The 13,255-nt window shown below is 52.3% G+C and carries 11 protein-coding genes and 1 CRISPR repeat array; all 11 genes read right to left on the minus strand.

Annotated elements, in window-relative coordinates; genetic code table 11:
* The first annotated feature begins 28 nt into the window (after window positions 1-28).
* A CRISPR array of direct repeats spans window positions 29-367; the repeat unit is 36 nt; unit sequence GTTTCCAATCAATTAGGGTCTCCAGCGAGTGGAGAC.
* A 177-nt stretch (window positions 368-544) separates the two neighbouring features.
* Window positions 545-823 carry a CRISPR-associated endonuclease Cas2 gene (gene cas2, locus SPI6313_RS25455; RefSeq protein WP_072619165.1) on the minus strand — a complete coding sequence of 93 codons (279 nt, stop codon included), beginning with the start codon at window positions 821-823 and terminating at the stop codon, window positions 545-547.
* On the minus strand, window positions 823-1,797 hold the full coding sequence (cas1, locus tag SPI6313_RS25460) for a CRISPR-associated endonuclease Cas1 (protein WP_072619164.1): 975 nt from the start codon (window positions 1,795-1,797) through the stop codon (window positions 823-825). The genes cas2 and cas1 overlap by 1 nt, the downstream gene beginning before the upstream one ends.
* Window positions 1,798-2,055, minus strand: a complete 258-nt coding sequence (gene csx18, locus SPI6313_RS25465) for a CRISPR-associated protein Csx18 (protein WP_217650439.1) — start codon at window positions 2,053-2,055, stop codon at window positions 1,798-1,800.
* A 147-nt stretch (window positions 2,056-2,202) separates the two neighbouring features.
* Entirely contained in the window at window positions 2,203-3,369 is a 1,167-nt protein-coding gene (locus SPI6313_RS25470; RefSeq protein ID WP_072619162.1) for a helix-turn-helix transcriptional regulator, read from the minus strand.
* Window position 3,370: 1 nt separating this feature from the next.
* Window positions 3,371-4,654, minus strand: coding sequence for a hypothetical protein (locus tag SPI6313_RS25475; protein WP_072619161.1), 1,284 nt, complete (start codon window positions 4,652-4,654; stop codon window positions 3,371-3,373).
* A gap of 11 nt (window positions 4,655-4,665) precedes the next feature.
* A complete protein-coding gene (locus tag SPI6313_RS25480; protein ID WP_072619160.1) occupies window positions 4,666-6,576 on the minus strand; it encodes an RAMP superfamily CRISPR-associated protein in 1,911 nt (636 codons plus the stop codon).
* A 48-nt stretch (window positions 6,577-6,624) separates the two neighbouring features.
* Window positions 6,625-7,020, minus strand: coding sequence for a hypothetical protein (locus SPI6313_RS25485; RefSeq protein ID WP_072619159.1), 396 nt, complete (start codon window positions 7,018-7,020; stop codon window positions 6,625-6,627).
* Window positions 7,021-7,042: 22 nt separating this feature from the next.
* On the minus strand, window positions 7,043-7,840 hold the full coding sequence (gene cmr4 / locus SPI6313_RS25490) for a type III-B CRISPR module RAMP protein Cmr4 (protein ID WP_072619158.1): 798 nt from the start codon (window positions 7,838-7,840) through the stop codon (window positions 7,043-7,045).
* 42 nt (window positions 7,841-7,882) lie between these two features.
* Window positions 7,883-9,019 carry a type III-B CRISPR module-associated Cmr3 family protein gene (locus SPI6313_RS25495; protein ID WP_072619157.1) on the minus strand — a complete coding sequence of 379 codons (1,137 nt, stop codon included), beginning with the start codon at window positions 9,017-9,019 and terminating at the stop codon, window positions 7,883-7,885.
* Between the two features lie 64 nt (window positions 9,020-9,083).
* Window positions 9,084-12,137 carry a type III-B CRISPR-associated protein Cas10/Cmr2 gene (cas10, locus tag SPI6313_RS25500; RefSeq protein ID WP_072619156.1) on the minus strand — a complete coding sequence of 1,018 codons (3,054 nt, stop codon included), beginning with the start codon at window positions 12,135-12,137 and terminating at the stop codon, window positions 9,084-9,086.
* Window positions 12,138-12,240: 103 nt separating this feature from the next.
* The gene (locus SPI6313_RS25505; protein WP_072619155.1) at window positions 12,241-12,732 is read right to left on the minus strand and encodes a hypothetical protein; all 492 of its coding nucleotides are present in this window, start codon (window positions 12,730-12,732) and stop codon (window positions 12,241-12,243) included.
* Between the last annotated feature and the right edge of the window lie 523 nt (window positions 12,733-13,255).

Here is a 13,255-nt window from a genome sequence, read left to right on the forward strand (position 1 = left end):
GTTTTGGCGGCGCTGAAATTCTTACACAGTTTCCAATCAATTAGGGTCTCCAGCGAGTGGAGACCCCCCGTTGGTGCCGTCGAACAGGTTGCGGATACGCGCATGGGTTTCCAATCAATTAGGGTCTCCAGCGAGTGGAGACTCAAATCGACCCCCGCCCTGCAAGCCTCCAATCTCAAATCGAGTTTCCAATCAATTAGGGTCTCCAGCGAGTGGAGACATTTAACAAAAGGAGAAAATCATGACTATCACAATTAGTTTCGAATCAATTAGGGTCTCCAGCGAGTGGAGACCGAGATTGAATTTGATCATTGTTTTTCGAGTCCTTAAAGTTTCCAATCAATTAGGGTCTCCAGCGAGTGGAGACCCCTCCATTTTAAGGGCAGTGGGGGCCAAGGTTCCAGGGGGCAAGATCGACGGGTCGCGAAAAAAGAGCGATCGCTCGCCCCAAAAGTCCGAAAAAAACGGCTGAAACCCTTGCCCCATCAGACATCGAACCCTTTAACGAAAAAATCAACCATTCAGCCATTTTCAGAACCCGTCGCTAAACAATCGTCGAACCCGGCAACGTCGCCACCGGAACCCCACCCCACACCTCCACCTGACCCAACGTATGCCCCGACACCACATAAAACCGAATCGAATCCTCCTCCAGATTAACCCGCCGCCTCAGCCGCCCCTTCAACTCCGCGAACAGAGGAGACGGCAACACACATTCAAACACCGACCACTGCACCCGCCGCCCATAGCCCTCCAACAACGCCGCCACCCGCCGCCGCCGCCGATTTGAGGGGATGTCATAGGTCACCACATAGAGCAACATCAGCGGATGCGATAGGGACTGTACCCCTGGCTGGGATGGTAGACAAACTGCTTAAACTGCCGGACTTGGCGCGAGAGTAAATCCCAACGGGGTTCGCCATCACTGAGCCGCTCCTCCATACGCTGGAGCAGCGATCGCAAAAACGTCCGTCGCCCCGTTGCCCCCAAAAAACAGCCCCCATCACGATAGTCAAAATCCTCAGATGTGACCATGCGACCGTTCACCACCTGCAACACCAACGAATCCACAATCGGGGCGCGGAACTCCTCGATCAGGTCGCTGGCGAGGGCGGCATGGCGATCGCTACCAGAGTGCAGACAACCCGCATAGGGATCAAGCCCTTGGAGTTCGATCAGGGTGAGGAGGTGATTCCATACCACCATATAGCCGAAACTGAGGAGGGCATTCACCGGGTTCCGGGGCGGACGGCGCGATCGCGCCAGAAACGCAAACTCCGAGCCTTGAAGACATTGCCCAAACGCCGCAAAATACGACCCCGCCGCTGCCCCCTCGTAGCCCATAATCTGCGCCGCCGAAGTCGCCGTACTCACCTGATCCGCCAGATAGGCCAGGGTTTGAATCGCCAAGTCTAAATCCAGCGATCGCCGCCGCTGCTGTCGAAGGAGGAGAGTGCGACAGTTGGCGAGTTTGGCCTGAGCGATCGCCCGCGCCACCTGGAGCCGCTCCGATTCCGTCAAGGCCTGTTGTTGGCGAGCCAAAGCCCGATAGCCCCGCTGGAGGGCCAGAGTGCGGCCATAGCAATAGCCCAACCGCGAAAGATAGACGATGGGAATATCTCGCGACAGACAGGCGCGGATGGCTTGGGTCGTCACTTGGGACTGGCCAAAAATCAACACCTGCTCCAGAAGGGGGAGCGGCACAGTGGTGATCACGGCTCCTTGGGTGGCGACGATCAGGGTTTCTTGGGTGAGCGTCACCGTGCAACCCTGCTGAGAAACGTAGAGCGATCGCATCTAATTGGACGGGGGGCGCGATCGGTCTACCGAGTCGAGGGCCGAGGGAGCCGAAAATCGCCCCGACGGACTACGAGCCGGGCCCAGCCAACGCACCACCCCATCGGCGGCAATCCCCACCACCAGCGTCGATGCGGTGATGAGGGCGGTATTCGTGATCACCGCTGCTAACCCCAGCGGCGCGATTAACAACAAAGTGAGGGTAATGGCTCCATTCACCCCCGCGACAACACAATTACGGACAACGGCCCCACGCATAGATAACCACATTATTAGCGATCGTGAAAAACTGCTCCTTGACCATAACGAGACTCTCGCGATCGAAACTATCAAATGCTGCTATTTTTGAAATCCCTTAAAGCCTTGCAAAATTAAGGATAAAGCCAAATAATTAAATAGAATTTTTTAAAGCAGACCGTAACGTTTCGCCAAATCATGGGCCAGTTGACGATGCCGCTCCACCAATAACTCCGGCGCTAATACCTGGGCGTGGCTGGCATAACGTTGCACCCAAATGCCAAACTCATCCAACGAGCGAGGCGGTAACGACACCTCATAATCCAAATGTTGCCGCCGCGCATCCCATCGCATCACCTGCCGGGGATGGCGTGTTTCCCCCTCCGCAATGAACGCCGCCACCGGCGGAAAAAATCGCACCCTTGCCCGCTCCAGATCCAAGGTCCCCGCCAGTTCCGCCCGCTGCTCGTCCCGGTTTCCCAACTTCAGCCCCCACCCATTAGCCAACAACTGATAGACCCCTTCGAGGCTTTGGGCTTGGGCGGCAATGCCTCGACTGTTGAACGTGAGCGCCTGGCAATAGTTGCCGAGGCGATCCATGCGGGTGATCCTTAAACAGCCATCCTCACAGGTTTCATAGACCAAATACCAAGCGATATCGTAGTAGAGCAGTTGTAGCGGCCAGATGGCGATCATCCCCACTTGATTGCCTTGGTAGCGATCCACTCGTTGGGAAATTTCGATCGCTTGACCGTGAGCGATCGCTTCCTCCAGTCCAGCAATCTGATGAAACAGCGTCTCACGCATCGCCCCTCGTGCCATCATTTCAGCGGGGTCTGTCCAATGGATCGCCCGGTTAAAAATTTGGCGCACCGGATAGGACAGGGGCAGATCCCGCGCAAACTGAAACCCCCGCAGGCGTTGGGCAAGGGTGTGATACATCTGGCGGATCGTCGGGTCGCCTTGGTTTTGGGCTTGGGAGTGGAGAGCATCCAGCGCCGCTTTCAACTCCGGTTTACGCATCACCCCCGTACCGAGGTAATAGCCCCAGCGATACATCCGCCGCTCCAAAATCCCCCACTCGCGCAGATAGCCCAAGTCCTTATTCAAGGTGGCCACAGATGGATAGTGTTCCGGCCAGGTGTAGCCTTGTTCGGTGGCCACTTGACGGAGGCGATCGCGCAGGGGCGCGATCGCAGTGTGACGGGTGCGATTCGCGTTAGCGTGCCCATCGTGTGACGGTTCCGGTTGACCCACACCGGGATAGTCCAACAATGTCCGGATCAAAAGAAGCAGCCGCGTGAAGGCTTTCGATTTAGCGTAGGGATGGGGCAAGTTAGGGAGCTAGAGCTTTTTCCAGATGGTGATGAATGACGGGTAACAGTGCGCCATTCTGAAATGTACCAAAGTTCTGCTCTGCCAGTAAATTCAAACACCGCAACAGCCGCGCCTCCCACTCTTCCCCATTCCCCACCGACCACGCCTGACACAAGACTTTTTCAGAAATCCCCCCTAAATAATGGGACAGTTGATTACGGCGATCATCCGCATTCAACCACCCCCGAAAATCAGGATCATCAAACACCTCCGGCGCAGCACATTCTAAAATTTTCAGATTCATCCAGCGGGCTAAGTTTTGCCATGGGTTTGTGCCACTTTTAAAGTGTTCTTTCAGATCTGGAAATTGTCGAGCGATCGAAATATTAACCTGATCATAAGCAAACTCATCCTTACCGTCTTTAATATGCTCAGAACAATGCTGCTTCACCCATTCAAATAGCAGCCCTTCCACCGCTCGAAAACTATGCAGCATGGCTTCAGTGCTGTTTCCCTGTTTGAGGCGCACCACGGCGGTACAACCCTGCTCATAAGCTTGCCACCAATAGGTTTTTGTTTGATTTTTCTGGGATTTATCGAGCTTGAATTCAGCTTGTTCGTAAAAAGCTTGAAACTGACCCTGATTCCAGGTTTTGCACGCTTTGAGGAGTGCGATCGCTGTCTCGTCAATGGTTAAATCACACTGCGCTACCAAATCCAGCGCCCCACTGTAGTTATATTCCGCCACCAATTGCCGCAACTTCTGCCGATCAAACTCCTGCCGCAACACCGTCACATCGGTTTCAAATACCCGCTCTTGTCCAGGCCGTAACTTCTTCGGATTTCGCACTTGCCACACTCGCCCCTGAGTCGCATAGCCTGCCGCTTGCAACATACTGAGGGCAGATTTCATCGCGGGTGTGCCAGAAGAGGCATTAAATTCGATGCGTTGGCGCAGCCTCTCCTTCGGAGAATCGCCCTCCGTGAACTGTGTTTTGACAATTTTCAATCCCCGCCGCGCTTCTTGGGCTGCGGCCAGTAAATCCGTGGGGTCTTCCGACAGTGCTGCACTGGTGGGAATCAGTTCCACTTCAAACTGTTTTAACTCGGCTTCTGTGGCAATCCAATCGCGGGTGTCTTCGGCTCCCTTTTGGGTTTCTGTGGTGTACAGTAACACCACTTTTTTGATCTCAATCTGTCGCGCTACTAATTCCCGCAGTAAGGTCATAATCGACCCTTCCGCATCTGTTGGCCCAGAGATCGGATCTTGATTCCCCACAAACGATAATAAGATACTAGCCATGATTTTAAGGTTTAGTTACTTTTTTTATCGAAAGGAAAAATTTTTATGAATTTTTCAGAATTTACTTTCAGTTGTTTTAGATAACGAAGACGAACATTACCACCTTTTACTTTGACTGCACCAAACACAGTAACCACTTGATAATCCTTAAAATTCGCAATCCATACAGGTGAAGGTTCTGATGTTTGACCTGTATAGCCACAGAGTTGTTGATTATATTTTTTTACTGATTTTTGAGGATTATGGGTTTCAGAATGAAGCTCATCTAAAGCATAGGGTTTGTTTGTCTTTGACTCTCCACTGACTAGAACAATATAACAATCTCGATCCACAGCATTGAGCCATTGTTTTTCGGAGACATCGGGCATTGATTGTAAATTTCTAGAATCAATGATAGTGCTACTTAGTGTCCCAAGGCAGGCGTACAATTCACGCAATGCTTTTTTAAAATTCTGTTCAAATTTTTCAATTGTCTTAGGAGATTTACTGAACTCATCATTGGTATTCATCTCAAATGATGTGAATGTTGAACCGCGATATCGTGGATTACTTGTTCTTTCATGTTTTGGTCGTCGTGCGCCTTGGCCAACCCCGCCCAAATTAAACATGAGCCAAGTTAAATGTTTAGCCAGACTTTCAACAACTGCTCGTTTTGTTTCAGGAATAGCTGTAGACAAAGACAGCTTTAAAATACCCTCTTGTTTACCACATTTATTTTGATTGGATTGAGTTTGATCAGACTTCTTATTAGACCTGAAGGCTTTTTGAACATCTTCCTTATTGACAATGTTAACTTGTAAATAACCATGTTTTGCTTTAGGTTGAATGCCGCCAAAAATTTCAGCCTCTAGAGTTTGTACATCGTTGGTTGGTAAGACTCCTAGCGCAAAGGTTCGGAACCAATACCGCAACATGGATTTAAATGCGATTGGACGAACTTCTGCATTCGCTTTTCCACGCATTTCTAAATTTCCCTTATTATTGATTTTCCACCCTGTAAAAGCTTGATAACCGTGGATGAGTTGACCCTCAATACTGAAATCAACGGATAAAAATGGTGGTTTTTTGGGTTTCTGATTGGGTTTAAGCAGTTGACCATAACCCGAATTTACTTGGGAACCAATGCCAGAGGATAACCCATCGATTAGCCAGTTTTTAACCTTTTCTAGTTTTTCAGAGTCGCACCCAATACTACTAGGGCGAAACCCGATTAAAAAAGTAGGTTTTTCGAGGGATAAAAACGTGTTGGGATTGGGTTCATACTTTAGTTGATCGCCGTCCCATTTCCAAATTGCGTTGGCCATATCCATCGCTAACCCCCCCGCTTTGCTCGGCAGCGGATAGGCATCAAGGAACGTCACCGCCCCCATAGAATTTTCGCGATTCTTGGGGTCGTCATTGGGGTTCAAATGGCCAAAATAGGGAGCAACGGCGCGATCGGCTTTCGCCCAAAGATCTTTGGCTCGGAGGTAATCACGCTCATTCTCTTCTTTCGTTGCTGTTTTCACCCGCTCCCACTCCGAAACCTTCGCCAACTTTTCCCGAATCGCCTGATTCCGCGCCACCCCCCGCAACGTCGCCGAAGGAATATAGGGCATTCCCAAGGCATCAAAGGCCGGTAACAGCATACTTTCCGGGCCACGATGTCCCCCCACCCGAATCCGCCACGGACAAGAGACCTCAAAGGTGTTACCGCTGCCCGCGATTAATTGGGTGCGATCGCACAGTTTTTTCAACCGTTTGTGATAGTCTGCCTTATTTGTGGCTTCGTGCAAGATTTGAGTTTTCGTTTCGTTTTTGTAGCGATCGCCATGATCGAGGCTATCTAAAGCCCGCATCCAGCGTAAATACTCCACAAAGCTCGCGGCTGGATCGGGATTAGGTAGGTTATTTGGATTTAACCAGGGTGATGGTTCAGGCATAATAATATGGAAGAATTTACAGTGTTTTCTGGATTTTTGTGTTTAGCCTTATTGAGAGCCGCTAATATCGGAATAAACCGCATTCGCCCAAAATCCAAACTCATTTGCTAACTCAATTGCTAATCCAGTTAATCCCAAGTATTCATTGGCACTTAAGTTAATTAGAGTTTGAATTGGATTTTCATCAACTAAATCTGTATGACTAGAAATGATGTTTAGTTTTTCAAAAAAAGCAACTACAACTTCTTTTCTGCCCTCTTGATTTAATGCTTTTTCTTCCGCTTTTAATCGGATCAGTCCCCAGGTTGAAATATAGGTATAAAGCTCCTGAGCTTGATTTTTTTGGTCTTTCCGGCGAGAATCATTATTACTTTGTTGAGTGCTTAACTGATTCAGGGCTTCAAAGGCATGTTTGTTGAGGGTGCGCGGGTCGAATGTAGGCATGATTTCTCCAGATTAGTCAAGATTATGTGAAGTTTTGGACGAAGCCGCGGCCTAGACTTTCTTGGCCGCCAATTTGTAAAACAGATTCATTGCTGAACACTTCTTTGAGCTTTGCTTCAGAGTCTTGGCCGGTCTTGTTAGATTGCGACGTTAAACCCCAAGAAAAATACATTAAGGTGTCGGGGGGGATTGCCTCTTCATAGCGAAATGCACCAGCTTCTACACTTTTATGGGCATCAAGTTTAATTTTGACTTGTCGCCAGAGACCCATTTGAATGATTGTGGCGCAGTGTTGATCTTCTAAAACTAAGACCCGATCAATCTCTTGGTTGTCTGCACCGGGAACTACATCTTCCCAGTTGTCCCATTTTGTTAATTCTTCACGTTTAAAGATGGCATCTTTGAGATAAATCTGAGCAGCGCGATCGCTGAAACTACAAAAATAAGGCTGAACATCAATTTTTTTGCCTGCCAAGCGGGCGTAGCGTTTCAGCAATAGCGGACAACTAATCCACACCACGCCATGACTCAAGGACGGAATCGGTAGCCACAAAATTGAACCGTCACCAATCCAGATATCACCTTGGGTGAGACCTTCCCCGCTAGAGGGTTTGCCGTTTTCTAATTCGTTGCCAAAGAGTTGTTCGCGCTGGGTTTTGTCGGTTTGGCTGGAACGGAGTTTGCCGCGAATGGTGCTCGATGGAATGTAGGGGAAATTGGTGTGGGATTCGCGGGCGATGCCGAGGAGGTTGCCCTCTTGGGTGGTGCCGCCGGTATGGAGCGGCGCAAGGAGATAGAGATGTTGGAGATTAATCTGCATGGATGGTTTAGGTAAAGGTGCGTCAATCAATTGGGTGCTCCGTTAAGAGCGGTGGGGGAGCCAAAGCAGTTCGGTGTAGCCGAGTTTGCGCCGTCGGTGGGCGAGGTTGGGGCTGGGGGTGTTTTGGTGGAGGGGGGCGGGATGGTTGAGGTAGTATTGCGTGCCAGCGGGGGCGGCGAAGACTTGGGGGGCGGGGATGCTGTTGCCGGGGTTTTTGTGATGATCGCGGATTCGGCCACTAATCGGGGTGGGTTGACCCGTGGCGACGCTGACGAGGGGCCCGGACTCATGGGTGAGTTTCCACTCCCAGGGCCAAGCGCGACAGGTGGCGCGGATTTTGCCGTTGGGCTGTTTTTGGGGATATTCAAAAACGCCGGGGGTGGCGAGATAGGCGATCGCTCTTCCCTGCTCCCGTGCCAAGGTGGTGAAATTTTCCGCCGATTGGGTTTGGATTGCCTGCCACGGATCATCCAGGGCGGGACAGCGTTGCAAGAGGGCGCGATGGCCTTCGCCGCCGAGACGCAGGGTTAGGGGGGTGGGGAGTTGCTGGTTGAGGGCGATCGCTAAACTCCAGCCCGATCGTAATCGCACGGCTTTTTCAATGAAGTAGCCATCGGCGGTTTCCACTTGGCGGCTCCCGGCTTGGATTTTGTTGTGGGGGCGGATTTCCACGTCCCACGGTTGTTCGGGTTCACCGGGAAGACACTTGAAATCGTCCGGGGTGAGGGGGTGGGTGTTGAGGTAGTGCAGGAGGGTGGAATAGGGGAGATAGCGGCGATATTGGCGGTTGGTTTTGGCGCGATCGCCATTGTCATCGGAGGGGCGATCGCCGGAAAACACCAACGGGCTAGGCTGCTGAGGATTGTAGATCGAATAGCGGAGGGGATGCCCACGCTCCTGCCAGGGCAACGGAACGAGGGGCGATCCCTCGGTAAAACCGAGGGGGCTGGGGAAATAAAGAGTTTCGGCATCGCGACAGAGAAACGGCCCGGTGATTTGCATGGATGCAGAAGCGGCTACAGGATCAAGGGCGGCCAAAATTGCGCCTAAAATCGTGTAGCCGTGGGGCGGAAAGACCCCTTGGGCCCAAGCCCGTTCGCCGGGGCTGAAGGGTTTCGCATCCCGAAACAGCAGGACATCAAAGGGGGTGATCGTATACCAGTGGAGTGTTTGGGTCATCGGTTTCAGGCTGAAAAAGGGGGCAAGGCAGTCAATCACAGAGGCAAGGGGCTTAAGCCCCTGGTTAGCTGTAGCGGATCGCTCGGTTGCGCTGCATGAAGGCGGCGAGTTTGCACCCGGCTCGGAGTTGTCGATTGATACCGGGGGAAGTGTTGGTGCGCCAGGTTGAATCGATCCAGGTTTGGAAGGCGGTGATCAAGGCTTTCTGATCCTCAGGATCGAGGGCTTTCAACTGTTCACGCCGATCGCAGAATCCCTGCACCCAAGGCGCGATCGCACCCTCGATCGGGATCGGGTGTTGTTCTAGGGTTTGGGCGGCTTGTTCAAAGAGCGACGGATCTAGATCGAATGTCAGCAGAGCTTGCCACTGCTTGAAGGTGTCAAACGTGCTCGTGGTGGTGAGGCTGTTGCCGTTGCTGTAGAGAACGCGGGTTTGAATCGCATCTTTGGGCATGATGTCGCCTTTCTCGTTGGTGTAGCAATGCTCTTTTGCGCCTTCCTCGGCCGCCCAGAGGTTTTCGAGGGCGATCGCCAACGGTACCGACTGATGGGCGATCACCACCCCAAAACTAATCGTCGCCTTGCCGCCCAAGGTAAACAGGGGTCGCTGGGAGATGCCCAGCGGACAGTCTTGTTTAGCATCCCAACGCCAATAATCCCCAGAGTTATCAAACTCCTCACCGGGATCAGCATCACCGCGAAAACATTGCCGCACATCCCACAGCCAATCATCCCACTCCCATAAGTTTGTATAGGCCAGCACATCATCGCCGCCGCCGTAAATTAAGCGGCCCGCGTAGCGCGTTTCCGTCAGGTAGGGCAGGAGTTGGTTAGAAAAATCCAGCAGAGCGCGGGACAGGGCCGCATGGGTCGCAGGGCCCATCCGTTTGTTTTCTTGGCTGAATTGGTCAAAGGGTTCACGGAGTCGATCCGGTAGATTGTCGAGTTTGTCGCTTAGAGCGTCGGGAAAATAGTCTTTGTAGGGTTCCATTTTGCTACCCTTCAGCCAACTGCTCATGTTGTCGCCATCGCCCGCGGCCAGAACATACCAATCCGTGGGGTTTTGGCCGGCGGGGAAGGTGGTTTGGATGGCGGTGCGGAGTTTTTGGAGTTCTGCGGTTTTCTGCTCCGGATCGCTGCTTTCAAAGTCTTCAATCAACCAGCCCGCATTGATTAGACGCGGATGGGGGAGATTGGGGTGATTTTGATGCACCCAGGGAATGCCCCAGGTGTAATCCCCTTTTGAGGTTTGAGTCCAAGGGAAATCACGCTGAATCTGATCGCAGGCTCGCTGATACGCAGCCATGCAATCTGTAGAATTCTGCTCTAACTGAGTTTTCAGCCAGCCCACCACTCCGGCATTGAGGTCTGGGTAGTAAAATTCATCTTTTTGAATTTTGCCGGGTAAGAGGTCTTTTTTGAGGATGCGACTCAGGCCGCGCTTGACGACTTCCGTAGCATTGAGGGCTTCGATGCCGTCGAAGAGGCCGAAACCCTGCGATCGCACCCAATCTCGTTGGGTCTCCCCCTCTGTCACCCAATCCTCGCCGCCATGCACCACCGGCCCGATCCCCGAAATCGTCGATCGCGGCCCGAAGGCCGTGGGTACTGTCCAATTTCGCGCATTTTTCACCGCTGCCAATTGGGCCCGCAGTTGGTCGAACATATAGCCCCACCACGATCCCACATTCAGGTTAGAAAGTTGGGGGGATGAATCCTGATCGTCCGAGTTTTGGTGCTTAGCATCCTCTGAGAGAGTGGAATAGATCGCAGCTAAAAACTGCACTTCGTGAGTGGTCAGAAGAGCGTCCTTGGGTTGCGCGATCGCATTTTGAAAATCTCGCCAAGTTTCATAGGCAGTGGAGTCGGTTTCTGAGTCTTGGGGTGGGGCTTGGTGAAGTTCGGCTTCCGGATGACCGATGGGCGTGGCAATCCAGTAGGTTTGCCATTGGGATTTTAGCCAACCGTGCCAGGTGGTGGGGTTGAGGTCTTTGATCCAACGGTCGTTGTTGCCCTGGAGATCCTGGAGAACGCGATCGCCCACCCGTTGCCACTCCTGTTTCAATGCACTGTCGGCCTGTTGCATCGCCGATCGCACCGGGTTTTTGCCCTCTGGTGTGCCATTGTCCGGCAGAATGCAGGTGATCACATTGGGAAACCCAGCGGTGAGGAGGGCGCGATCGCTCGGTTCGGCAATCCACTTGCTAAACTCCGGGTATTTTTCCAACAACCACCCATCAATCAAGGGCTGCTCATACAGGCAGGGATAGACAAAAATATCCGGCCCATATTTCCACGCCAACTCCCAACAGACCCGCGCCGACAGATAATGCAGCACCCACGACCCCGCCCAAAAATCCCGCATTTTCCGACTCGCCTTAATCAACTCCTGCACGGGCGAAAAGGTGAACGCCACCAAATGCGGGTAGGACTGGGGATAGGCCGCATCGGCTTGACGCTGCACGCCTTTTTCTTGGGGGGGATACTGTGCCGGGTCGCGGTGATATCCGGCCAAGGCTCCAGCGATCGCGCTGGTGGTGCTGGTGTGGCTCCAGAGGGAGGCATCGGGAAGCCGCGTTTCTGCCGGGAGCAGGGGCAGCATCGTTTCTGGATGCTCATCACTCAACGCTTTCGACAGGGCGACGGGATAGCACCGCCACAGCCACCAATAGACTTGGCGCGGATCGTCCCAATCTTTCACCGTCTCTAAAACCAATTCTTCTCTTTCCTGAAGCCACTGGGCGCGATCGCCCCTGATTACGGGGTCGTGCCATTGACTGAGTTTGAGCCGTTGGGATGCGCCGGAGAGGAGGTGACGGATTTCCAGGCCGTCTGCGTCGTAGTCGATCGCTGTTTCACTGGGGAGACGGCCGAGGGTGGCGCGATCGCTTGCCGAGGCGATCACATCACACAGTCCCACATGATCCAGCCATTGCCGTGATTGATGGGTGGTGACGGTTCCGTGATCTTTCGGGGAATGCCAGCCGTCCATACAGGCGAGCCGTTGCCACTGGCCTTCACCACCGCGTCCGGTGTTGTTGTGGAGTCCTTTCAGGGCAGGATCATGGAGTAGCCCCCAGATTTTGGCTTGCCAATAGGATGTGTAGTAGTGCGGCATGGTGGTTTAGGCGGAAGGATTGGGCAGCGTGACAGATTGCGGCCTCTGAGGAGTTATCAGGGCGCGATCGCTCTTTTATGCAGGATTTAATAAATGTTGAGCTTTAGCGTTTTTTCTCAAGATTGCGGGATGAATCTTGACGGGGGGGCGGCGCAGCGGGGGGCATCTGTCGTTTTTGTTTGGCAACGAGGGTTTGAGCAAAGGCGCGGACGTTGGCCATTTCGGATTCTTTAAAGAAGAGAATCAAGGTTTGGCGACCGGAATAGACAATCAACCAGCGTTGTTTAATCAGGAAAAACGCAACGATGAATATAACCCCAAACAACATCACAGATTCCCACACTGTCGCGACCAAGAGGATGCCCAGACCTGTCCAAAGGAGCGACCAAATCCGCCCGTCTGTGACTTCGACGGACTCAATCCGCTCGCATTTAATCAATATCTCTTTGGTTTCGAGTCCCCAGGCGAGTTTTGTCTGAGCGCGGAGGTGGTCATCAATGACCCGTAGCGAAATCTGCCCCCCTACCGGCGAAACGAATGCTCCTGCGATTTTGCCGGGTTGGCCGCTGATTTCTTGGACGGTACGCTGTGCCATTTGCTCTCTACATTGAGTTGCCTTTCCCAGAATACGGAAACGATCGCGCCTTAATCCACAAAATCATTCTATTTCTTAAGTTTTGGGGGGTTGCTGGCTGGGGCGGCAATTGGGGCGGTTTTGGGATGGGTTCAAAAATAGAGGATTGATTTTGGGGAGGTGCGATCGCTGTTTCGGGCGGGATGGTAGGGTGATGGGGTTGAGGATGTGGAGTTTGCGACGGGAACTTCATCCTTTAAAACTGTCTCCACTCGCTAGAATATTGACGTGAATGGAGTGGGAGCATCTTGCTCCCTTCTTAATTTATTCCTAGCTAGAATATTGACGTGAATGGAGTGGGAGCATCTTGCTCCCTTCTTAATTTATTCCTAGCTAGAATATTGACGTGAATGGAGTGGGAGCATCCTGCTCCCTTCTTAATTTATTCCTAGCTAGAATATTGACGTGAATGGAGTGGGAGCATCCTGCTCCCTTCTTAATTTATTCCCAGCTAGAATATTGACGTGAATGGAGTGGGAGCATC

The organism is Spirulina major PCC 6313, from assembly GCF_001890765.1.
In the GTDB taxonomy this organism is placed as follows: domain Bacteria; phylum Cyanobacteriota; class Cyanobacteriia; order Cyanobacteriales; family Spirulinaceae; genus Spirulina; species Spirulina major.